The organism is Hydrogenophaga sp. GW823-FHT04C09 (assembly GCF_058796355.1).
In genome coordinates this window covers 420,238-439,793 of record NZ_JBXAIO010000002.1, presented here as the reverse complement: position 1 = coordinate 439,793, position 19,556 = coordinate 420,238, and the positions used below count along the sequence as shown (strand labels likewise).

21 protein-coding genes are annotated in these 19,556 nt (G+C 68.1%); 10 read left to right on the top strand and 11 right to left on the bottom strand.

All coding sequences use genetic code 11. From position 1 onward, the window contains the following. The first annotated feature begins 16 nt into the window (after positions 1-16). The 6 genes from AC1Q9M_RS07285 (at position 17) to AC1Q9M_RS07260 (ending at position 5,703) form a co-directional block, all read left to right on the top strand. On the top strand, positions 17-1,201 hold the full coding sequence (locus AC1Q9M_RS07285; RefSeq protein ID WP_492433081.1) for a benzoate/H(+) symporter BenE family transporter: 1,185 nt from the start codon (positions 17-19) through the stop codon (positions 1,199-1,201). 139 nt (positions 1,202-1,340) lie between these two features. Further along, positions 1,341-2,096 carry an ABC transporter ATP-binding protein gene (locus AC1Q9M_RS07280; RefSeq protein ID WP_382160977.1) on the top strand — a complete coding sequence of 252 codons (756 nt, stop codon included), beginning with the start codon at positions 1,341-1,343 and terminating at the stop codon, positions 2,094-2,096. Next, positions 2,093-2,929 (top strand): ABC transporter permease, encoded by an 837-nt coding sequence (locus AC1Q9M_RS07275; protein WP_382323461.1) that lies wholly within the window; start codon positions 2,093-2,095, stop codon positions 2,927-2,929. The genes AC1Q9M_RS07280 and AC1Q9M_RS07275 overlap by 4 nt, the downstream gene beginning before the upstream one ends. A 62-nt stretch (positions 2,930-2,991) precedes the next feature. Continuing rightward, positions 2,992-4,026 carry an ABC transporter substrate-binding protein gene (locus AC1Q9M_RS07270; RefSeq protein WP_492433078.1) on the top strand — a complete coding sequence of 345 codons (1,035 nt, stop codon included), beginning with the start codon at positions 2,992-2,994 and terminating at the stop codon, positions 4,024-4,026. Positions 4,027-4,036: 10 nt separating this feature from the next. Further along, a complete protein-coding gene (locus AC1Q9M_RS07265; protein ID WP_382323459.1) occupies positions 4,037-5,002 on the top strand; it encodes an isopenicillin N synthase family dioxygenase in 966 nt (321 codons plus the stop codon). Then, positions 4,981-5,703 carry a GntR family transcriptional regulator gene (locus AC1Q9M_RS07260; protein ID WP_492433076.1) on the top strand — a complete coding sequence of 241 codons (723 nt, stop codon included), beginning with the start codon at positions 4,981-4,983 and terminating at the stop codon, positions 5,701-5,703. The genes AC1Q9M_RS07265 and AC1Q9M_RS07260 overlap by 22 nt, the downstream gene beginning before the upstream one ends. A gap of 5 nt (positions 5,704-5,708) precedes the next feature. Here AC1Q9M_RS07260 and AC1Q9M_RS07255 read toward each other — a convergent pair whose 3' ends face one another. Then, positions 5,709-6,032 carry a YegP family protein gene (locus tag AC1Q9M_RS07255; RefSeq protein ID WP_492433074.1) on the bottom strand — a complete coding sequence of 108 codons (324 nt, stop codon included), beginning with the start codon at positions 6,030-6,032 and terminating at the stop codon, positions 5,709-5,711. Positions 6,033-6,180: 148 nt separating this feature from the next. Between AC1Q9M_RS07255 and AC1Q9M_RS07250 the strand changes: the two genes are divergently transcribed. Beyond that, positions 6,181-7,002, top strand: coding sequence for a DUF4377 domain-containing protein (locus AC1Q9M_RS07250; RefSeq protein ID WP_492433072.1), 822 nt, complete (start codon positions 6,181-6,183; stop codon positions 7,000-7,002). Positions 7,003-7,015: 13 nt separating this feature from the next. Here the strand turns inward: AC1Q9M_RS07250 and AC1Q9M_RS07245 are convergent, their stop codons facing one another. The 8 genes from AC1Q9M_RS07245 to AC1Q9M_RS07210 all read right to left on the bottom strand — a co-directional run bounded on the left by AC1Q9M_RS07245 (position 7,016) and on the right by AC1Q9M_RS07210 (position 14,721). After that, positions 7,016-7,993 carry an NAD(P)H-quinone oxidoreductase gene (locus tag AC1Q9M_RS07245; protein ID WP_444688576.1) on the bottom strand — a complete coding sequence of 326 codons (978 nt, stop codon included), beginning with the start codon at positions 7,991-7,993 and terminating at the stop codon, positions 7,016-7,018. Positions 7,994-8,010: 17 nt separating this feature from the next. Then, on the bottom strand, positions 8,011-9,045 hold the full coding sequence (locus tag AC1Q9M_RS07240) for a transketolase family protein (RefSeq protein ID WP_444688373.1): 1,035 nt from the start codon (positions 9,043-9,045) through the stop codon (positions 8,011-8,013). Positions 9,046-9,048: 3 nt separating this feature from the next. Continuing rightward, positions 9,049-9,933, bottom strand: coding sequence for a transketolase (locus AC1Q9M_RS07235; RefSeq protein WP_382323456.1), 885 nt, complete (start codon positions 9,931-9,933; stop codon positions 9,049-9,051). A gap of 101 nt (positions 9,934-10,034) precedes the next feature. After that, positions 10,035-10,739 carry an ABC transporter ATP-binding protein gene (locus tag AC1Q9M_RS07230; RefSeq protein WP_382163735.1) on the bottom strand — a complete coding sequence of 235 codons (705 nt, stop codon included), beginning with the start codon at positions 10,737-10,739 and terminating at the stop codon, positions 10,035-10,037. Further along, entirely contained in the window at positions 10,732-11,478 is a 747-nt protein-coding gene (locus AC1Q9M_RS07225; RefSeq protein WP_382161003.1) for an ABC transporter ATP-binding protein, read from the bottom strand. Before AC1Q9M_RS07225 ends, AC1Q9M_RS07230 begins: the two co-directional genes overlap by 8 nt. Next, a complete protein-coding gene (locus AC1Q9M_RS07220) occupies positions 11,475-12,479 on the bottom strand; it encodes a branched-chain amino acid ABC transporter permease (protein ID WP_444688374.1) in 1,005 nt (334 codons plus the stop codon). Before AC1Q9M_RS07220 ends, AC1Q9M_RS07225 begins: the two co-directional genes overlap by 4 nt. 19 nt (positions 12,480-12,498) lie before the next feature. Continuing rightward, on the bottom strand, positions 12,499-13,386 hold the full coding sequence (locus AC1Q9M_RS07215) for a branched-chain amino acid ABC transporter permease (RefSeq protein WP_444688375.1): 888 nt from the start codon (positions 13,384-13,386) through the stop codon (positions 12,499-12,501). Positions 13,387-13,455: 69 nt separating this feature from the next. Then, entirely contained in the window at positions 13,456-14,721 is a 1,266-nt protein-coding gene (locus AC1Q9M_RS07210; RefSeq protein WP_444688376.1) for an ABC transporter substrate-binding protein, read from the bottom strand. A 215-nt stretch (positions 14,722-14,936) separates the two neighbouring features. Here AC1Q9M_RS07210 and AC1Q9M_RS07205 point away from each other — a divergent pair, with 215 nt between their 5' ends. After that, complete coding sequence (locus AC1Q9M_RS07205; protein ID WP_492433068.1) at positions 14,937-16,049, top strand: glycerol dehydrogenase; 1,113 nt, start codon at positions 14,937-14,939, stop codon at positions 16,047-16,049. Positions 16,050-16,055: 6 nt separating this feature from the next. On the opposite strand, the gene AC1Q9M_RS07200 is transcribed toward AC1Q9M_RS07205, so the two are convergent. Then, entirely contained in the window at positions 16,056-16,508 is a 453-nt protein-coding gene (locus AC1Q9M_RS07200; RefSeq protein WP_382323451.1) for an acyl-CoA thioesterase, read from the bottom strand. Beyond that, entirely contained in the window at positions 16,486-17,934 is a 1,449-nt protein-coding gene (locus AC1Q9M_RS07195) for an NAD-dependent succinate-semialdehyde dehydrogenase (RefSeq protein ID WP_492433065.1), read from the bottom strand. The genes AC1Q9M_RS07200 and AC1Q9M_RS07195 overlap by 23 nt, the downstream gene beginning before the upstream one ends. Before the next feature lie 77 nt (positions 17,935-18,011). Between AC1Q9M_RS07195 and AC1Q9M_RS07190 the strand changes: the two genes are divergently transcribed. Both AC1Q9M_RS07190 and AC1Q9M_RS07185 read left to right on the top strand, forming a co-directional pair. After that, positions 18,012-18,716, top strand: a complete 705-nt coding sequence (locus AC1Q9M_RS07190) for an SDR family NAD(P)-dependent oxidoreductase (protein WP_382161024.1) — start codon at positions 18,012-18,014, stop codon at positions 18,714-18,716. Positions 18,717-18,732: 16 nt separating this feature from the next. Continuing rightward, positions 18,733-19,554, top strand: coding sequence for a shikimate dehydrogenase family protein (locus tag AC1Q9M_RS07185; RefSeq protein ID WP_444688379.1), 822 nt, complete (start codon positions 18,733-18,735; stop codon positions 19,552-19,554). The last annotated feature ends 2 nt before the right edge of the window (positions 19,555-19,556 follow it).

The window sequence follows — 19,556 nt, the reverse complement described above, 5'->3', positions numbered from 1 at the left end:
GGATGTCCCGCAGACCATGTCAACCGCCGCCCCTCGCTTTCACGTCCGTGATCTCACCCACCCCGTGGTCGCGGGGATCGTCTCGGTCATCGTCAACTACGGCGGCACGTTCATCCTGGTGTTCCAGGCGGCCAAGGTCGCCGGCCTGAGTCCGGAGATGACCGCCTCGTGGGTGTGGTCCGTTTCCATTGGCGTGGGCGTCACGGGCGTTCTGCTGAGCTGGTTCAGCCGCGAGCCCATCATCACCGCCTGGTCCACGCCAGCGGCCGCCTTCCTGGTCACGGCATTGGCCACCACCTCGTACGCGGAGGCGGTCGGTGCGTACCTGATGTCGGCGGCGGCCTTCGTGGTGCTCGGCCTGACCGGTGGCTTCGAGAAGCTCATCCGGTGGATCCCGCCAGGGATCGCCGCGGGCCTGCTGGCGGGCATCCTGCTGCAGTTCGGCATCGGCGCCTTCGCAGGCATGAGCCTCGACCCATGGCTCGCGGGCCTTCTCATCGGCACGTACCTCACGCTCAAACGGCTGAGCGCGCGCTACGCGATCGTGGGCGTCCTCCTGCTCGGCCTGGCCTACCTGCTCGCGCAAGGGCGGGTGGACCTCGGCGGACTCGAACTCCGCGTGGCGAGCCCCGTGTTCACGCAGCCCGTCTTCAGCGTCCACGCCCTGTTGAGCCTGGCCCTGCCGCTCTTCCTCATCACGCTCACGGGGCAGTACATGCCCGGCATGTTGGTGCTGAGAAACGACGGTTTCCGCACGAGCGCCAACCCCATCGTGGCGGTCACCGGCCTGGGGTCCCTGCTCATGGCGCCCTTCGGCTCGCATGCCTTCAACGTGGCGGCCATCACGGCGGCCATCTGCACGGGCAAGGCGTCACATGAAGACCCTTCGAAGCGCTGGGTCGCCGGCATGGCGGCGGGCGTGCTCTACATCCTGGTCGGCGTCTTCGGCGTGACGCTGGCGGCCGTCTTCATGGCCTTGCCGGCCACGTTCATCGCCACCCTGGCGGGCCTGGCGTTGCTGGGCACCATTGGCGGCAGCCTGGCCGCCGCGATGGCCGATGCGAAGACACGCGAAGCCTCGCTGATCACGTTTCTCGCCGCGGCCGCCAATGTCCAGATGCTGGGCATTGGTGGTGCCTTCTGGGGCTTGCTGATCGGCTTGGCCGCCTACGTGGCGCTTCACACACCGAAGATGCGCTGACCGGGTATCACCTGCCGACAGATTGCTGCCTGACCAGCAAGGTTCTGGCTTGCGGCTCCTGGCCGCTTCCATGGCATGGATCTCGCTTTGGACATTGGACGTCCAACAACCCGCCCACTTTTGGGGACGTCCAGACATCATGTCCGCAGACATTCAACTCAGAAACGTTTCACGCCGCTTCGGTCCCACCGTGGCGCTCGAATCGGTCGACCTCGACATCGCGGCCGGCGAGTTCATCGCCCTGGTCGGGCCATCGGGCTGTGGCAAGACCACGCTGTTGCGCCTGGTGGCGGACCTGGACCAGCCCAGCAGCGGTTCGGTGCGGATCGGCGGCCTGCCGCCCGCCACCGTGCGGCGCCAGCGCCAACTGGGCCTGGTGTCGCAGCGGCCCGCGGTGCTGCCGTGGAAGCGCGCCATCGAGGACGTCGAGTTCACCCAGAAGGTGACCGGTCGCGCCGGCCTGCCCGCGCGCGGCCTGCTGCGCGACTTCGGCCTGGCGGGACACGAAGAGAAGATGCCGCACCACCTCTCGGGCGGCATGCTGCAGCGCGTGAATTTCGCGTCGGCCATCGCGCACGACCCCGAGGTGCTGCTGATGGACGAGCCCTTCTCCGCGCTGGACGAAATGAAGCGCGAAGAGTTGGGCCTGTGGCTCGGCACCGAGCTCGCCACGCGCCCCAAGACCGTGCTGTTCGTCACCCACCACGTCGATGAAGCGGTGCTGCTGGCCGATCGCGTGATCGTGTTTTCGCCAGCGCCCGGCCGCATCCTGGCCGACATCCGCGTGCCCTCGCCGCGCCCGCGCACGGCGGCCTTCCGCACCGATCCGCAATTCGTGGACCTCACCGACCGCATCCGCGGCCTGCTGTTCGGCCAATGGAGGGCCGCCGCATGAACACCACCACCGTGACCCCAGCCGCCGTCACGCCGGTGCCGCCTGCCGCCGCCGCGCGCACCGCGGCGCTGCGCGCGCTGACGATCGCTTCGCGCATCGCCTTGCCCGTGATCTCCATCCTCGGCCTGTGGTACCTGGCCATCGCGTTCTCGGGGCTGCCGGAGTTCGTGATCCCGCGCCCCACGCAGGTGCTCGCGGTGCTGACCCAGGAAACCTCGTTCGTGACGCAGCACCTGATGGTCACGCTGCGCGCGGCGGCGATCGGTTTCCTGTTCGCCAACCTGGTCGGCATCGGCCTGGCGGTGCTGTTCACCTCGCTGCCGATGTTCAACCGCCTGCTCATGCCAGCGGCCATCACCATCCGCAACGTGCCCTATGTGGCGCTGGCCTCGGTGCTGGTGCTCGCGGTGGGCGACGGCCTGTGGACCAAGGTGGCGATCGTCACCATCGCCGGCTTCTTCCCCGTGCTGGTGAACACCCTGCGCGGCCTGGCGGCGGTCGACCCCGTGGTGCTGGACCGCATGCGCATCCTCGACGTGAGTCCGTGGAAGGTGTTCCTCAAGGTGCGGCTGCCGTACTCCGTGCCCTACATCCTCGCGGCACAGGAGATCACCGGCAGCGGCAGCATCATCGTCGCGGTGGCCGCCGAATGGATGATTTCCTCCGAAGGCCTGGGCTACGTGATCAACCGCGCCATGGCCCAGTACCGCGGCGACCAGGTGTATGCCGTGGCGCTGCTGGCCGCCGTGCTGTCCTACGCGATCTACATGCTGGTCCAGGTGATCGGCGCGCGCATCAACTGGAGCGAGCGCAGCCGCACCGGCGGCAAGTGATCCGCACCCTCCCAGGCCATTTCTTTTCTGCCCGTCTTGTCCGATCTTCAAGGAGCCCCACCATGCGCGCCCCCTTCATCCGCCTCGCCGCCGCCCTGGCCATGGGTCTGACCACCTGGAGCGGCGCCGCCGCGCAGGCCCCGACCGAAGATATCCGGATCGCGCTCTCGTGGCTGCGCAACGGACAGTACGCGGCACTCATGGTGGCCGACGCCAAGGGCTACTTCGCGGAAGAAGGCATCAAGGTCAGCTTCATCGACGGCGGCCCGGGCAAGAACCCCATCCCCACGGTGGGCGTGGGCCAGGCCCAGTTCGGGGTCATGGCCCATTCGTTCATCATGTCGGCGCGCCTGGCGCCGTCGCCGGTGGATGTGGTGGCCATCGGCGCGCTGATCCAGGAGCTGCCCTACGTGTACATCGGCCTGGGCAACCCCGGCGAACCGGATCCCGCGCCGAAGGACCTCGAAGGCAAGCGCGTGGGCATCCAGGCCGATGGTGAGATGTTCCTGAAGGCCCTGGCCAAACGCAACAACCTCGATCTGTCGAAGGTCAAGGTCGAGACCGTGCTGGCCAACGCCGAGCCCTTGCTGGTCGGCAAGGTCGATTACTTCACGGGCCATCTGCACAACCAGACCTACCAGGTCGAACTGGAAGCCGCCAAGGCCGACGCGCCCGCGCACCTGAAGGGCAAGACCTGGAAAGTGCTGCGCTTCTCGAAACACGGCGTGGCCTCCTACGGCGACACGCTCTTCACGAGCGGCAGGATGATCAAGGAAAAGCCCGAAACCGTGCGCAAGGTGGTGCGCGCCGTGGCCAGGGGCCTGAAGTTCACCATCGACCACCCGGCCGAGGCGGTGAAGCTGGTCGATGCCTACCCGCAGCAGATCGAGCGCGCCGACAAGCTCGCCTGGCGCATGAAGGTGCAGAACCCGCTGAACCAGAGCGCCGACACGCGCGCGCGCGGCCTGCTGTGGATGGACCCCAAGGTGTGGGAGGACACCATGGCCTTCTACAAGGAATACGACCAGATCAAGTCGGTGGCCCCCGTCACCGAGATGATGACCAACGCGTTCAACCCGGGCATCAAGGCCAATTGAGAGAGCACCCATGAGCACCACCACCGCCGCGCACGCGATCCCGACCATCGACATCTCGCCGCTCTTCGGCGACGACCCGGCCGCGCGCCAGGCCATCGCCCACGACATGGGCCGCGCCGCCGAGACCTATGGCTTCATGAAACTGGTGGGCCACGGCGTGTCGCCCGCGGTCATCGCCGAGACCTTCCGGGCCGCCGAAGCCTTCTTCGGCCAAAGCGAGGAAGCCAAGGCGCCGTACCAGGAGCGCAAGACCAACCGCGGCTTCCAGCCGATGTTCGACAACGCGAAGCCAGGCCAGAAGCCCAGCGGACAGGAGGCCTTCAGCATGGGCCATCCGATCCCGCCGATCGACCCGGCCCTGCTGCCGCTGCCGTTCTACGCGGCCACGCCCTGGCCCGACGTGCCCGGTTTCCGCGAGCGCCTCGAGACCTGCTACCACGACATGTTCCGGGTCGGCGAATCGGTGCTGCAGGCGTTTGCGCTGCACCTGGGCGCGCCGGCGGACTTCTTCGCCAACGTGTCGCGCAACACCTACTCCAACATGCGCGTGGTCCACTACCCGCCGCAGGAAGTGGTGCAGCACATCGCCGACGAAGGCGTGCGCGCGCACGAAGACCAGGGCCTGATCACGCTGCTGATCCAGGACATGAACGGAGGCCTCGAAGTGCTCGGCCCGGACAAGGACTGGCTGCCCGTGGTGCCCGACGAAGAGGCCATCGTGCTCAACGTCGCCAAGCTGCTCACGCGCTGGAGCAACGGCCGGTTGAAGTCGGCGCTGCACCGGGTGATCAACCGCTCGGGCCGCGAGCGCTATTCGATCCCGCTGTTCATCCACCCGAACTACCACCAGGTGATCGACCCGCGCGACTTCGCGCCGGCTGGCGAGGTGCCGCGCTTCGAGCCCATCGTGGCCGGCGAGCAGGTCTACAGGAACTTCGCCGGCGAGCGCAAGTCATGGGCCGAGCTGACGTCCTGACCCTGCCCGACCGACTGGCGCAGGACCTGCGCCGGCGCCTGTCGGCCGGCGAATGGTCGCCGGGCCAGGCCATCCCGGCCGAGACCGCGCTGGCCGGCACGTATGCGGTGTCGAGAAACACCATCCGCGAGGCCATCAGCCGCCTGGTGACGGAGGGCCTGCTGCGCATCCAGCGTGGCGTGGGCACCATCGTGAGCCCACCCCCGCCGCCGCCCGCGTCCATGGGCATGGGCCACTTCGAGTCTCTCACCGAGTCGATCAGGGGCCAGGGCCGCACGCCGCGCATCGTGCTGCACAGGCTGGAACGCCGCGCCGGCACGCCCGAGGAAACCCGCAAGCTGGAACTGCCCGCTGGCGCGCGCGTGCTCTACACCGAGCGCGCGATCTACAGCGACGACGAACTGCTGAGCTATGGCTACGACCGCTACGTCGACAGCCTGTTCCCCGAGGTGCTCGACGAGACCTTGTTCTCGATGTCGTTCGTGGACATCTTCGCGCGCCTGGGCGTGCGCACGGACCGCACCGAGGTGGAATACCACGCGGTCCACTCCAGTGCCATCGGCTGGGACCGCGGCAACCGCCAGCCGCAGCTCTACGTGCTGCTCGACCGGGTGCACTACGCACAGAACCGGCCGATCTTTCACGCGCAGACGTACTGCCTGGAAGGGCGCAACCGCATCTACACCAGCACGTCGCGCTGAGACCTTCACTCCTTGGTTGGCGCGCCCGGCGCCGCGGCCTTCACCGCCTCGATCCCCTGGTCCCGCGCGGCCGCCGATGAGTAGGTCTCGCTTTTTCCAAGCGACTCACCATTGGCCGCCTTCAGCACGAAATAAGGCTTGCCCGCGGCGTCGTTCAGGCGCGCGTAGCGGGCATCGACCGGTGCATTCGCCTGGACCGACGCAATGCCACCCTGCGCGCTCTGTTTGGCGGTGTAGCGCTCGCTGGTCAAGATGATTTCGTGGTTGCCCGCCACGAGGTTGAACATCCACTGCGTGCCCGAAGGCTTGAGATGAAAGTAGGCGGCCATGATGCTCCTGTATGGTTGGGGGAAGGACACCGCCGACCATCCTCGGCGGCACCTGGACGGCTGTCAATCCTCAATATGTAGGAGAGCTTGCATGAAAAAAACACATCCGCCATGCTGTCCTGGCGGACCACAGAAAGGAAACCTCCATATGAAACGCTGGACATTCATCGCCCTCACCGCAGCCACCCTGCTGGGCCTGACGGCCTGCGCCACCTCCGCCCCCCCGTCGGCCAACGCCATGAACGATTCGTCTCTCAACAAAACGCTGCAGGCCTTCCACTGGGAGCTGGAGAAGGCGGATGACCTGAGCGGTCGTGCACTGCCCGCATTCACCGCGCTTGCACCCCAGCGCGTCGTGCGCCTGAGCTTTGTCCCGGGCGACAAGCCGGGCGACCAGCGCGTGGTGGTGGACCGGCTTTGCAACGGCATCGGCGCGGGCTACCAGCTCAACGGCATCGACATCACGATCTCGCGCCCGGTGAGCACGATGATGGCCTGCCCCGACCCCCAGCTGATGCAGCTGGAACAGGCCGTGGCCACGCAGATCAGCCGCGCCACCCGCGTGCACCTGGCCCAGGACGCCAACCCGCCGCGCGTGCTGCTGCAGTTCAACGACGGCAGCCGCTGGCACCTGGTGGGCAAGCCCACCGACGCCACGCGTTACGGCGGCGCGGGCGAAACCCTGTTCCTGGAAGTGGGCCCCCAGCTCCAGCCCTGCGGCCACGGCGTGGTGCGCAATGCGCAGTGCATGCAGGTGCGCGAGGTGAAGTACAACAGCGCCGGCCTCAAGACCAGCACCGGCGAATGGGGCCACTTCTACGGAAACATCGAGGGCTTCACGCACCAGGCGGGCACGCGCAACGTGCTGCGCGTCAAGCGCTACACGATCCAGAACCCGCCGGCCGACGCCTCGCGTTATGCCTATGTGCTGGACATGCGCGTGGAGTCGGAGCTGGTCGGCCCTCGATGAACCGCTGGCGGGCCTAGACCTCCAGCAGGATCTTCCCGATGTGCTCGGAGGACTCCATCAGCGCATGCGCCTGGGAGGCCTGATCCAGCGGGAACACCTGGTGGATCACGGGCACCACGCGCTTCGCGCTCAACAAGGGCCACACCTGCTCCACCAGTTCCTGACCGATCCGGGTCTTGTCCGCCAGGCTGCGTGGGCGCAAGGTGGAGCCGGTGAAGGTGATGCGCTTGGCCATCAGCGGTGTCCAGTCGAGCTCGGGCCGGGACGATTCCAGGAACGAGATCTGCACCAGCCGCCCTTCGACGGCCAGGGCCCGCAGGTTGCGCTCGACGTAGGAGCCGCCGACCATGTCGAGCACCATGTTCACACCGGCGCCCTCGGTCGCCTTCAGCGCCACGTCCACGAAGTCCTGCTCGCGGTAGTTGATGGCGATGTCGGCCCCTGCGGCCTTGCAGGCCGCCGCCTTCTCGGCGCTACCGACCGTGCACAGCACGCGCGCGCCGAAGGCCTTGGCCAGCTGGATCGCCGTCAGGCCGATGCCCGATGAGCCGCCATGCACCAGCAGGCTTTCCCCGGCGCGCAGACCGCCGCGCTGAAAGACGTTGGCCCAGACAGTAAAGAAGTTCTCCGGCAAGGCGGCGGCCTGCCGCATCGAAATGCCCTCGGGCACGGGCAGCGCCTGGCCCTCGGGCACCACCACGCAATCGGCGTACGCACCGCCATTGGTCAGCGCGCACACTGGGTCGCCCACCGACCAGCGCGTCACACCCGCACCAAGTGCCACGACCTCGCCCGACACCTCCAGGCCCAGGATGGGGGAGGCACCCGGCGGCGGCGCGTAGAGCCCGCGCCGCTGCAGGGCTTCGGGGCGGTTGACGCCCGCATAGGCCACGCGCACCAGCACCTCGCCGGCCGCCGGCACCGGCGTGGGGCCGGTGCGCGGCACGAGCACCTCGGGGCCACCGCCCTGGCCGTGGTCGATGAAGCGCATCGTCGCGGACACGGCGCTCATCGCGCGCCTCCCGCCACCAAGGCCGGCGCGGGCCGGGCCGCCGCGCGCTTGCCCTGCATGGCTTCGCGCGCCACGGCCTCGATGCCGGGGCCGTCGAGCCGGTAGTGCGCGTACAGGTGGGTGGGCGGGGCGATCAGGCTGTACTCGTCGTGGATGCCGTGGCGCACCAGGCGCACGCCCGCGCCTTCGTCGGCCAGCACCTCGGCCACGGCAGCGCCCAGGCCACCGAGCACGTTGTGCTCTTCCACCGTCATGAGCAGGCGCGAACGCGCTGCCGCCTGCAGCACCGCGTCGCGGTCCAGCGGCTTGATGGTGGCCATGTCGATCACGCCCACCGAGAAGCCCGCGCGGCCCAGCGCGGCCGCGGCCTCGAGCGCGCCCTTCACGGCCATGCCGCAGGCGATGAGGGTGAGGTCGGTGCCCCGGCTGTGCTCGATGGCCTTGCCGATCTCGAACGGTGTGTTCTTCTCGTACACGTCGGGCTCACGGCCGCGACCGATGCGGAAGTAGATCGGCTCGGGCCAGCCGATCGAGGCCTTGATCGCGCTCGCGAGTTGCGGGCCGTCGGCGGGCGAGATCACCGTGAGCCCCGCGATGGAGCGCATGGTGCCGATGTCCTCCGTCGCGTGGTGGGAGGTGCCGTAGAAGCCGAGCGAGATGCCGGTGTGGTGGCCCACCAGCCGCACCGGCAGCTTGCTGTAGGCCACGTCCATGCGGATCTGCTCGCAGCACAGCAGGCCCAGGAAGGACGCGAAGGTGGCGACGAAGGGGATCTGGCCCGTGGTCGCCAGGCCGGCGGCGGCCGTCACCATGTTCTGTTCGGAGATGCCGAACTGCACATAACGATCGGGGTAGGCCTTGGCGAACTTGTTGAGGCCGTTGGAGTACTGCAGGTCGGCCGAACCGGCCATCACGGGGTGGCCCTGCTCGGCCAGTTCGATCAGCGCGTCCGAAAAATGGTTCAGACCCGGGGTGATCTGGTTCAGGGCGCGGTACTGCCAAGAGTCGGGGGAAAGGGGTTGGGGGTTCATGGTTCAGATCTCCTTGCTCATGATTTCTTCGATGGCGCGCTGCGCGTCGGCCGGCGCCAGGTAGCCCAGGTGCCAGCCGGGTTCGGTTTCCATGTAGGAAACACCTTTGCCCTTGATGGTCTTGGCGATCACGCACGCGGGCTTGTCGCGGCCGGTGTCGGCCTTGAGGCGCCGCAGCAGCGCGGTGAGGTCGCGCACGCTGTGGCCGTCCACCTCGTGCACCTCCCAGCCGAACGCGCGCCACTTCTCGGCCAGGGACTCGACGCCCATCACCTCGTCCACCTTGCCGTCGAGCTGGTAGCCGTTGCGGTCCACGATGGCGACCAGCCGCGAGAGCTTGTTGTGGGCCGCGAACAGCGCGGCCTCCCACACCTGCCCTTCCTGCATCTCGCCATCGCCCAGCATCACGAAGACGTGAAAGTCGCGCTGGGACATGCGCCCACCCAGCGCCATGCCGCAGCCGCCGGAGAGCGCGTGGCCGATCGAGCCCGAGCTGAAGTCGATGCCCGGCACCTTGGTCATGTCGGGGTGGTCGCCCAGCGCGCTGCCCAGGCGGGTGTAGCCGTCCAGCTCTTCCGGGCGGATGAAGCCCCATTCCGCGAGGATGGGGAACTGCCCCACGGCGGCGTGGCCCTTGCCCATCAGGAAGCGGTCGCGGTCGGGCCAGGCGGGCTCGCCATGGCGCAGCGACATCACGTCGTAGTACAGCGAGGCGAAGATCTCGGCGGCGGAGAAGACCGAGGTGTAGTGGCCGACCTTGGCGATCTCGATCAGCCGGATCGTCTCCAGCCGCACGAAGCGGGCCTTCTCCCGCAGGCGGGCGATCTCTTCGGCGGTGGGGGTGAAATCGGGAGCGTCCGCTCGGCGGACGGGACTGGGCTGCGGCATGAGGGGGTTCCTTTCGTTGCGCATTGATGCACCATATATCTTTGAAACAGGCGTGGTGCGGGAAGGGGATCGGGCCCTGCCGGGGTCGGCGGGCCCGGTGTTCAGATGCCGAGGTAGCTGGCCCTCAGCTGCGGGTTGTGCAGCAGCTCGCGGCCGGTGCCGCGCATGGCGATGGTGCCGTTCTCGATCACGAAGCCGTGGTCGGCCATGTTGAGCACCATCTGCACGTTCTGCTCGATGACCAGCACCGCGAGCTCGCTGTTGCGGATCTTGCGGATGCCTTCGAACAGGCGGTCCACCATGATGGGCGCGAGCCCGAGCGATGGTTCGTCGAGCGCGAGCACGCGCGGCAGCGCCATCAGCGCGCGGCCCACGGCGACCATCTGCTGCTGCCCGCCCGACAGGGTGCCGGCCAGCTGATGGCGGCGCTCATCGAGGATGGGGAACAGCGCGAAGATCTCGTCCATCGTCTTTGAGCGGCGCGCGCGCGCCCGGGGCGTGGACGCCCCCACCATCAGGTTCTCCATCACCGTCATCTCGGGAAAGAGCTGCTTGCCTTCGGGCGACTGCACGAAGCCCTGGTCCACGATGCGGTGCGGCGGCAGGCCGGTGAGCGAGCAGCCTTCCAGCACCGCCGAGCCCTTGGTGGTTTTCACCAGGCCCGAGACCGTGCGCAGGAAGGTCGTCTTGCCCGCGCCGTTGGCGCCGATCAGGGCGGTGATGGTGCCGGGGTGCAGGTCGAGGTGGATGCCCCGCAGCACCTGCTGCTCGCCGTAGCCGGCCCAGAGGTCTTTCACGCTAAACATCGGTGCCGACATAGCCTTCTCCAAAATACGCGGTCAGAACGCGCGGATCCTTCACCACCTTCTGCGGTTCGCCATTGGCGATCAGGCAGCCCTGGTCCATCACGATCACGCGGTCCGACAGACCCATGATCACCTTCATCACATGCTCCACGATCAGCACCGTGATGCCTCGGTCGCGCACCTTGCGCACCAGGGCCACCATCTCGGCCGCCTCGCTGGGCGTGGCGCCGGCCACCACCTCGTCCATCAGCAGCAGGCGCGGCTGCGTGGCCAGCGCGCGGCCGAGTTCGATCTTGCGTTTGTCGAACGCGGTGAGGTCGTTCGCGTCGGCGTTGCAGCGGTCGCCGAGGTTGAGGAAGTCCAGCAGCTCCATCGCCAGCGCGCGCGCCTTGGCGGTGGACTCCAGGCGCGCGAAGGCGCCGACCATCACGTTCTCCACCGCCGAGAGCCCGCCGAAGGGTCGCGAGAGCTGGAAGGTGCGCGCGATGCCCGCGCGACAGATGTCGCTGGGCGCCATGCCCAGCACATCGCGACCTTCGAACAGGATGCGACCCTGGTCGGCGCGGTGGAAACCGGCGATCAGGTTGAAGGCCGTGGTCTTGCCCGCGCCGTTGGGACCGAGCAGCCCGAGGATCTCGCCTTGCCGAAGGTCGAACGACACCTCGTTCACGGCTTTCAGGCCGCCGAAACGTTTGCTCAGGCCCTGCACTTGCAGCAGCGCCGTTGTCGAATCGCTCATTTTTTCGTCCCTCCTTGCTGGAGGCGTTGTTTCAGCCAGCGATCGATCGGCGCGATGATGCCCTTGGGGAAGTACAGCACCGCGACGATCAGGATCACGCCGTAGATGACCAGGTGCAGGCCGAGGAAGGTGCCGCCGAGGTAGCTGCGCGAGAACTCCGCGATCGGGTGCAGCACCAGGGCGCCCAGCATGGGGCCGAGCACCGTGCCCTGCCCGCCCACGATGGCCATCAGCGCCACGTCGATCGAGAACTCGATGCCCATGTTGCGTTCCGGGTTGATGTAGCGGAAGAACTGCGCGTAGAAGGCGCCGCCCAGGCCGGTCATGAAGGCGCTGGCCGCGAGCGCGATCAGCGAGCACCGCGTGGGGTTGACGCCCAGGGCCTCGGCGCCGTTGTGGTCGCCCCGGATCGCCTTGAGGTAATAACCCAGGCGCGAGCGCTCGAGCACGATGGTGGCGAGCAGCACCAGCACCAGCATCACCAGGGCGATGTAGTAGTACGGCACCTTGCCTTCGAACTGGTAGACCAGGCCGCCGAGTTCGCTCGGCGGCACCACCAGGCCCTGCGCGCCCTTGAGCGGGATACCCAGGAAATCGTCGGTGTTCTCGAACCAGATGCGCACGATCTCGGCGAACGCGATCGTGGTGAGCGTGAAGTACGGGCCCTTGAGCTTGAACGTGGGGTAGCCGATGGCCAGCGACAGCAGGGCCGCGAACGCACCGCCGGCCAGCATGCCCAGCCAGGGCGAGAGGCCAAGCAGCGTGAACAGCAGCACCGTCACATAACCGGCCAGGCCCGCGAACACGGCGTGCCCGAGCGAGAGCTGCCCGACGTAGCCGCACACGAAGTTCCAGGCCGTGGCCATGTACGCGAAGTACAGGATCATGGTCAGGGAGTGCAGCGTGTACGAGTCGCTCACGAACAGCGGCAGTACGGCCGCGATCGCGATCATGGGCAGGCCCAGGATCAGCGTGGAGGGGGAGTTGGAAAAGGCGTTCATTCTTGACATGGCCACGCCCTCACGCCTTGCGGCCCAGCAGGCCGTTGGGACGGACCAGCAGCACCACGATGAAGATGAGGAAGGAGAACATCGCGGCCGAGGTGGCGGTGACGAACTGCGAGATCAGCGACTCGAAGACGCCGAGCAGCAACCCACCCACGATGGAGCCCGGGATCGAGCCGATGCCACCGAGCACCACCACCAGGAACGACTTGACGCCGAACATCAGCCCCACGGTGGGCGTGATCGACAGGAAGGGCACCAGCAAGGCGCCGAACAGGCCCAGGATGGCGGCGCCCAGGCCGAAGGTCTGGTTGTAGACGCGGTAGACGTTCACGCCGCTCATGGCGGCCGCGTCGCGGTTCTGCGCCGTGGCGCGGATGGAGCGGCCCACGTCGGTGTGCTTGAGCCCCCACCAGAGGCCCCCGGCCACGGCGATGGCGGCGACGAAGCCGACGAAGCGCGGGATGCTGATCGGCAGGCCCGCGACCTCGAAGGTGCCACCGGCGAAGTCCACGCTGACCGAGCGCACGTCCGGGCCGTAGGTCATCAGCACCAGGTTGTCCATGACCAGGTAGACGCCCGTGGTCAGCAGCAGCGCGCCCAGCGGTTCCACCACCAGGGACGACTCGCGCCTGAACAGCGGCGAGATGATGACGCTCTGCGTGAAGTAGCCGAAGCCGAACAGCAAGGGCATGGTCACCAGCGCCGCCACGTAGGGGTGCAGGCCGAAGGTGGACCACAGCGTGTAGGCCGCGTACATGGCCACCATGAGGAACGAGCCGTGCGCGAAGTTGATGACGCGCAGCACGCCGAAGATCAGGCTCAGGCCCAGGGCGATGCCGCCATAGATGGCGCCCTGCAGCAGCCCGTTGATGAGCGCGTAGAAAAAGATGAGGGGATCCATACCGGTTTCCGTGATGAGGGTGCCCGCCGCGCGGGGCGGCGGGCACCCGGGTTGAAGCCGTGGACCGGATCAGCGCTTGGACCAGTCGGGCAGCGGCCAGACCGGTTTGGTGCCGGCCAGCCGGTTGGCCGCCGGCCATACCGTGCGGCGCTCGCCACCGATGTTCTGGGTGATGGCGCCGTGGGCGTGCGGGTTCTGGCCCTTGTCGTCGAAGACCACGCGGCTGTAGCCCGTGATCAGCGCGGGCCCGCTCTTGATGTCGGTCGCGGCCAGGGCATCGCGGATCTTTTCCCGGTCGGTCGAGGCGGCGCGCTCCAGCACATCGCGCAGGATGTAGGCGTTGGACACGCCCTGCGCGCCGTAGGCGTTCAGGCCGTAGCCCATGCGGGTCTGGAATTTCTTGTCGGCGTCCAGCGCGTTCGGGTCCTTGATGGCCTGCATGATGTCCACCTGGAAATCGTCCTGCACGAACATCAGGTCGTAGGCCTTGGGGTTGACCGACTTGTAGAACGAAGGGTCTTCCGCGCCGCCACCGACGGAGTGGATGCCATAGGGCACGTTGAGGCGGTTCTCCGCGAACTGGCGCGTGAACAGGATGTGGTCGGGCGTGTAGGCCACGACGATCAGCGCATCGGGCTTGCTCGCGCGGATCTTCAGCAGCTGCGCGGAGAAGTCGGACTGGTTGGGCGGGTAGGACTCGTCGAGTGAAATCTTGTAGCCGCGCTCCAGCGCCATCTTCTTGATGTTGGCGGTGTGCGAGCGGCCCCAGTCGGTGCCTTCGTAGAACAGGCCGATGGTCTGCGGCTTGTTGCCGGTTTCCTTGGCCAGCAGGTCGATCGCGTCCATCTGCTCGCGCGCGTCGTAGATCGCCTTGTTGTTCGGGCGAAAGACGTAGCGGAAGCCGCGCTCGGTGATCTCGTCCTTCACCGAGCCCGTGACCAGCCAGGGCGTCTTGTAGCGCTCGGCCACTTCGGTGGCCGGGAAGGTGACCGCGCTGTTGTACGCGCCCACCATCACCGACACCTGCTCGCGCGTGATCAGGCGCTCGGTTTCGGCCACGCCGACATCGGGCTTGGACTGGCTGTCCGCAAAGATCGCGACCAGCTTGGCGCCACCCAGGGACTTGATGCCGCCCGCGGCGTTGATCTGCTCGATGGCGATCTCCGCGCCGACCTTGGTCTGGTTGCCGATGGTCGCGGTGCCGCCCGAGAGGGGCAGCACGAAACCGATCTTGATCTCCTTGGGCTGTGCGAACGCCGCCGCGCTCAGCCCGAACAGGCAGGCGGCGCCCAGGCGGATCAGCGCCTGGCGCCGATGGGTTGGGATGGTCTTCATGGTCTCGTCTCCAGATTGAGGAATGGGTCGGCCAGCGGTCCAGCGCACCGGCCGGGCATCGAAGGCGACGGTGCCGGGCCCGTCCGGCAGCACCTTGCTTTCGCCTTCGATCGGACGCATGATATATGATGCAACGTGCATCATGCTGCGGGTTTTCCCGGATGCGGGTGCCCGGTCCGCCGTGTTCAAGAACCCTTTTCCACCCAGGAGACAAGATGTCCACTTCCCCCGCCACCCCTTCCCTGCTGCGCGTTTTTGGCGCCCCGCTGCGCTACCTGCAGGGCCCGGGCGCCCTCGATCAACTGGGCGCGCAGGTCGCCCTGCTCGCGCCATCGGCCGTGCTGATTGCCGACCGCTTCGTGCACGACCTGGTGGGCGCTCGCGTGGCGGCTTCGTGCCAGGCCTCGGGGGTGGCGCTGAGCACCGGCGAGTTCTCCGGCGACATCACGCCCGCCGAGGTGCAGCGCCTCACGGAGCAGCTCGCCGCGGCGAAGCCCGGCGTGGTGATCGCGGCCGGTGGTGGCAAGGGCATCGACGTGGGCAAGGCCGTGGCCCGGGCCTTGGGTGCGCAGGTCGTGACCGTGCCCACGGTGGCGTCCAACGACGCGCCCACCAGCAAGATCTTTGTGCTGTACGACGAACACCACCGCCTGCTGTCGGTGGAGCACCTGGCGCACAACCCCGCGGCCGTGGTGGTCGACACCGCGCTGATCGCGGCCGCGCCGGTCAAGCTGCTGCTCGCGGGCATCGGCGACGCGCTCTCGAAGAAGTTCGAGGTCGAACGCTGCGCGGCCGCCGGTGGCCTGAACATCTACGGCGGCCTGGGCACGCAGGCGGCGCTGGTGCTGGCCGACCTCAGCTACCGCAGCGTGCGCGAGCACGCCGAGCCGGCCATCGAGGCCGTGCGGCGCGCCACCACCGATGCGCACCTCGAATCGCTGGTCGAGGCCACGGTGCTGCTCAGCGGGCTGTGCTTCGAGAACGGCGGACTCTCGGTGTCGCATGCGATGACGCGCGGCCTGTCCGCGATCGCCGGCACCGCGAGCACCTTGCACGGCCTGCAGGTCGCCTACGGTCTGCTGGTGCAGCTCACGCTGGAAGAGCGCGACGCGGCCTTCATGGCGGAGCTGCGCGGCTTCTACCGGCGCATCGGCCTGCCGCAGGACCTGAACGAATTGGGCCTGGGGCGCGCGGCCAGCGAGGACGAGATCGAGACCATCGCGCGCCAGACCATGACCGCGCCGCATGTGCGCAACTTCCCGACCGCCCTCAGCGCCGAGCGCATCGCCGGCGCCATCCGCCAGGTGGAGGCCGCGCGCCTGGGCTGAACGCGCTCAGGCAGGCACCGGCCCGGCGAGCAGCCGCTCCCGCTCGGCCGGTGTCCAGGGCGACGCCTGCCCCGTGCGGTCTTCGCACATCACGGTGGTGACGCGCGCGGCGAAATGCGCCACCCCGTCGACCTGGATGCCGAACCGCGCTTCCAGGCTGGTGCGGCCCACGCGCGTCACGCGCAGGCACACCGAAGGCTCGGCCCCGCGGCCGACCGGTTGGCGGAAATCACAGGCCATCGCCACCACGACCTGGGAGCGGGCCCCCGTGCCCGGCAGCGGCAAACCGATGGCCTCGGCGTGCTCGTTGCGCGCGTCCTCGCACCACCTCAGGTACACGAGGTGGTGAACGTGGCCCAGCGCGTCCAGATCCGTCCAGCGCACGCGCACCGGCATCGTCCAGTGCCAGCGCCCGTCCAGGGGTTCAGGGTCGCGTTCAGTCGAGACCGACGCAGACATATTTCAGCTCGGTGTAGTCGTCCATGCCGTACTGCGAGCCCTCACGGCCCAGGCCCGACTGCTTGACGCCACCGAACGGCGCCTCGGCGGTGGAGATCAGGCCGGTGTTCACGCCCACCATGCCGTACTCCAGCCGCTCCGACACGCGCCAGCTGCGCGAGAGGTCGCGCGTGTACACGTAGGAGGCCAGGCCGTACTCGGTGTCGTTGGCCATGCGGATCACCTCGTCCTCGTTGTCGAAGGGGATCAAGGCCGCCAGCGGGCCGAAGGTTTCCTCGCGCGCGACCAGCATCTGCTGCGTCACACCGGTCATGACCGTGGGTTCGAAGAAGTTGCCCTCGAGCCGGCGCCCGCCGGCGATCACGGTGGCCCCCTGGCCCAGGGCGTCGTCGATGTGCTCCTCCACCTTGGCCAGGGCCTTGCCGTCGATCAGGGGGCCGACCACCACGCCCGCGTCGAGGCCGTTGCCCAGCTTCATCGCTTGCACGCTGGCCGCGAGCTTGACAGCGAACGCCTCGTACACCGCGCGCTGCACATAGAGGCGATTGGCGCACACGCAGGTCTGGCCGTTGTTGCGGAACTTGGCGATCATCGCGCCCTGCACCGCCGCGTCCAGGTTCGCGTCGTCGAACACGATGAAAGGGGCGTTGCCGCCCAGTTCCAGCGAGACCTTCTTGATGTGCTCCGCGCATTGCCGCATGAGCACGCGCCCGATCTCGGTGGAGCCGGTGAAGCTCAGCTTGCGCACCACCGGGTTGCCGGTGAGCTCCTTCGCGATCGCGCCGGCATCCCCCGTCACCACGTTGATCACGCCCCGGGGAATGCCGGCGCGCTCGGCCAGCACCGCGATGGCCAGGGCCGAGAACGGGGTCTGGGTGGCCGGCTTGACCACCATGGTGCAGCCCGCGGCCAGCGCGGGCGCGAGCTTGCGCGTGAGCATCGCGTTGGGGAAATTCCAGGGCGTGATCGCCGCGCAAACGCCGATGGGCTGGCGCAGCACCACGATGCGCTTGTCGGGCTGCGGCGCGGGGATCACGTCGCCGTTGTTGCGCCGCCCCTGCTCGGCGAACCATTCGATGAAGCTCGCGCCGTAGGCGATCTCGCCGCGCGACTCGGCCAGCGGCTTGCCTTGTTCGATCGTCATGATGCGCGCCAGGTCGTCCTGCGCCTCCATCATCAGCTCGTACCAGCGGCGCAGCAGCGTGGCGCGCTCCTTGGCGCTGCGCGCGGCCCAGGCCGGGAAGGCGTGGGCCGCCGCCTGCACGGCCAGGCGCGTTTCCCCCTCGCCCATGTTGGGCACCGTGCCCACCCGCTCGCCGGTGGCGGGGTTCATCACCTCGCGCACCTGGCCGTTCAGGGCGGGCTGCCAGTGGCCATCGATCAGGCACTGCTGCACAAAGAGGCCGGGGTCCTTCAGATGTTTCATGCTGTCTCCAAAAAAGGGTTGTCCGATTTTGGATGCATGATATATCATGCGTCTTCTATCAACAAGGAGACGTTTTCATGAATCAAAGGCAAAAGGTGGCGGTGGTGACGGGCGGCGGCACGGGGATCGGGCTGGCCTGCGCCCAGGAGCTGCAAGCCAAGGGCTGGCGCGTGGTGTGCGCCGGCCTGGACACCGAGCCCACGCTGCCCGACCAGCTCGAATTCACCCGCCTGGACGTGACCGACAGCGCCGCGATCGCGGCCCTGTTCGAGCGGCTCCCGCACGTCGATGGACTGGTCAATGCGGCGGGCATCATCCTGCACGAGCAGAAGGAACTCACGCCCGACGGCTTCGACAAGGTGGTGGCGATCAACCTCAACGCGGTCAACCGGCTGACGCTCGCCGCCTTGCCCGGCCTCAAGGCGGCGCGCGGCGCGGTGGTGAACGTGGCCTCCATGTGGAGCCAGTTCGGTTCGGCCCGCAACCCGGCGTACTCGGCCAGCAAGGGCGGCGTGACCTCCCTCACCCGCTCGCACGCGGTGGCCTTCGCCGCCGACGGTGTGCGGGTCAACGCGATCGCGCCGGGCTGGATCGACACGCGACTGGCCTCCGGCGCCATCCACAATCCCGAGCGCAGCGCGGCGATCCTGGGCCGCATTCCACTCGGTCGCTGGGGCCAGCCGGCGGACGTGGCCCGCGTGGTGAGCTTCCTGCTGTCGGCCGAGGCCGCCTACGTCACCGGCATCGTGATGCCCGTGGACGGCGGATTCGGCATCGCCTGAACCCGCACCGGAGCCCATGAGCGTGAACCCTCCACCGACCCCCGCCGTCAACGGCCGGACCGCCGTGGTGCCCCTGCTGGCCTACCCGAGCGAGCACGTGCGCACGCCCGGCTTCTTCAACCAGCACTGCAGCGAGCACGGCATCAACGCCGTGATGGTGCCGTGGAAGGTCTCGCCCGCAGGCCTGCCTGCGGCCATCGAGGCCATCCGCCGCATCGAGAACATTCCCGGTTTCGTCATCACCATCCCGCACAAGCAGGAGGTCTGCCGGCACTGCGACACGCTGGAGGGCCTGGCCGAGGTGATGGGTGTGTGCAACGCGGTGCGCAAGAACGCCGATGGCACGCTGTCGGGCCGCATGCACGACGGCCAGGGTTTCGTGCAAGGCCTGCTGGAGCGGGGCATCCCGCTGGCCGGCCGCTCGGTGCTGCTCGCGGGCGCCGGCGGCGTGGCGACCGCCATCGCGTTCGAACTGGCCGGGTCGCAGGTGGGCCGCATCGGCATCCGGAACCGCTCGGTGGACAAGGCGCGCGAACTGGGGCAACAGCTCTCGCGCCATTTCCCGGACCTGGTGGTCGAACTCAATCCAGCGCGCGTGGAAGGCTACGACATCGCCGTCAACGGCACCTCGCTGGGCCTGCACCCGGAAGACCCGATGCCGTTCGACCCGACCACCTTGCGCCAGGACACGGTGGTGGCCGAGGTCGTGATGCAGCCCGACATCACCCCCTTGCTGCAGCGAGCGTCGGAGAACGGCCAGCGCATCCACAAGGGCGTGCACATGGTCACGACGCAGATCCGGCTGCTGGTCGAGTTCACGACCGGCCAGGCCGGCTGAAC

What these genes read in the sequence shown, in the direction of transcription:
- AC1Q9M_RS07200 (WP_382323451.1), bottom strand. Translation starts at nt 16,508, where the DNA reads ATGTCTGCGTCGGTCTCGACTGAACGCGACCCTGAACCCCTGGACGGG.
- AC1Q9M_RS07280 (WP_382160977.1), top strand. Translation starts at nt 1,341, where the DNA reads ATGTCCGCAGACATTCAACTCAGAAACGTTTCACGCCGCTTCGGTCCC.
- AC1Q9M_RS07195 (WP_492433065.1), bottom strand. Translation starts at nt 17,934, where the DNA reads ATGAAACATCTGAAGGACCCCGGCCTCTTTGTGCAGCAGTGCCTGATC.
- AC1Q9M_RS07185 (WP_444688379.1), top strand. Translation starts at nt 18,733, where the DNA reads ATGAGCGTGAACCCTCCACCGACCCCCGCCGTCAACGGCCGGACCGCC.
- AC1Q9M_RS07275 (WP_382323461.1), top strand. Translation starts at nt 2,093, where the DNA reads ATGAACACCACCACCGTGACCCCAGCCGCCGTCACGCCGGTGCCGCCT.
- AC1Q9M_RS07255 (WP_492433074.1), bottom strand. Translation starts at nt 6,032, where the DNA reads ATGGCCGCCTACTTTCATCTCAAGCCTTCGGGCACGCAGTGGATGTTC.
- AC1Q9M_RS07210 (WP_444688376.1), bottom strand. Translation starts at nt 14,721, where the DNA reads ATGAAGACCATCCCAACCCATCGGCGCCAGGCGCTGATCCGCCTGGGC.
- AC1Q9M_RS07215 (WP_444688375.1), bottom strand. Translation starts at nt 13,386, where the DNA reads ATGGATCCCCTCATCTTTTTCTACGCGCTCATCAACGGGCTGCTGCAG.
- AC1Q9M_RS07285 (WP_492433081.1), top strand. Translation starts at nt 17, where the DNA reads ATGTCAACCGCCGCCCCTCGCTTTCACGTCCGTGATCTCACCCACCCC.
- AC1Q9M_RS07205 (WP_492433068.1), top strand. Translation starts at nt 14,937, where the DNA reads ATGTCCACTTCCCCCGCCACCCCTTCCCTGCTGCGCGTTTTTGGCGCC.
- AC1Q9M_RS07225 (WP_382161003.1), bottom strand. Translation starts at nt 11,478, where the DNA reads ATGAGCGATTCGACAACGGCGCTGCTGCAAGTGCAGGGCCTGAGCAAA.
- AC1Q9M_RS07235 (WP_382323456.1), bottom strand. Translation starts at nt 9,933, where the DNA reads ATGCCGCAGCCCAGTCCCGTCCGCCGAGCGGACGCTCCCGATTTCACC.
- AC1Q9M_RS07220 (WP_444688374.1), bottom strand. Translation starts at nt 12,479, where the DNA reads ATGAACGCCTTTTCCAACTCCCCCTCCACGCTGATCCTGGGCCTGCCC.
- AC1Q9M_RS07260 (WP_492433076.1), top strand. Translation starts at nt 4,981, where the DNA reads ATGGGCCGAGCTGACGTCCTGACCCTGCCCGACCGACTGGCGCAGGAC.
- AC1Q9M_RS07245 (WP_444688576.1), bottom strand. Translation starts at nt 7,993, where the DNA reads ATGCGCTTCATCGACCACGGCCAGGGCGGTGGCCCCGAGGTGCTCGTG.
- AC1Q9M_RS07250 (WP_492433072.1), top strand. Translation starts at nt 6,181, where the DNA reads ATGAAACGCTGGACATTCATCGCCCTCACCGCAGCCACCCTGCTGGGC.
- AC1Q9M_RS07265 (WP_382323459.1), top strand. Translation starts at nt 4,037, where the DNA reads ATGAGCACCACCACCGCCGCGCACGCGATCCCGACCATCGACATCTCG.
- AC1Q9M_RS07240 (WP_444688373.1), bottom strand. Translation starts at nt 9,045, where the DNA reads ATGAACCCCCAACCCCTTTCCCCCGACTCTTGGCAGTACCGCGCCCTG.
- AC1Q9M_RS07230 (WP_382163735.1), bottom strand. Translation starts at nt 10,739, where the DNA reads ATGTTTAGCGTGAAAGACCTCTGGGCCGGCTACGGCGAGCAGCAGGTG.
- AC1Q9M_RS07270 (WP_492433078.1), top strand. Translation starts at nt 2,992, where the DNA reads ATGCGCGCCCCCTTCATCCGCCTCGCCGCCGCCCTGGCCATGGGTCTG.
- AC1Q9M_RS07190 (WP_382161024.1), top strand. Translation starts at nt 18,012, where the DNA reads ATGAATCAAAGGCAAAAGGTGGCGGTGGTGACGGGCGGCGGCACGGGG.